This window comes from Pauljensenia sp. UMB6358 (assembly GCF_030216865.1).
In the GTDB taxonomy this organism is placed as follows: Bacteria; Actinomycetota; Actinomycetes; order Actinomycetales; family Actinomycetaceae; genus Pauljensenia; species Pauljensenia turicensis_A.
On sequence record NZ_JASOMS010000036.1, the window covers coordinates 1 to 470 of the forward strand.

At 56.8% G+C, this 470-nt stretch carries 1 pseudogene; it reads right to left on the reverse strand.

From position 1 onward, the window contains the following. Positions 1-6: 6 nt before the first annotated feature. Positions 7-470: pseudogene (locus tag QP381_RS08515) on the reverse strand (hypothetical protein); the annotation flags it as partial.

Consider the following 470-nt stretch of genomic DNA (forward strand, 5'->3'; position numbering starts at 1 on the left):
CTCTTGCTAGCTAAACGCCAGGAAGGGCGATACTAGCAGTAGGATGCCGGCAAATACTATAAGGATCAGGCCTGGCCCGCGCAGTTCGCGCAGCGATTTTACGCGCAGCACCAAGTAGGTGGGAATCAGGCACCCGATCATGCCGAAGATGGGCGAGCAGATGGACGTAAATGACAGCACGGGAGCGTTGAGGACGATCGCTCCCCATGAGACCAGAACACCAAACACTAAGATGGCGAAGGATAGTAGCCGGCGGTTGATGCGTTCCTCGGGAACGAAACGCTTGACGACATTCATGGCGATGCCTTGGCAGGCCTCTTTGAATCCTTGAAAGACGCCGAAGAAGGCGGTCATGACAGCGAAGATGTTCAGAACGACGCTCAGGATCTGCACCCATGCCCCGTCTAGGTTGCGGGCGGCGATCGCCAGCGTGGAAATGTTTTCGTTGGCGGCTTGCACCGCCTGATCGT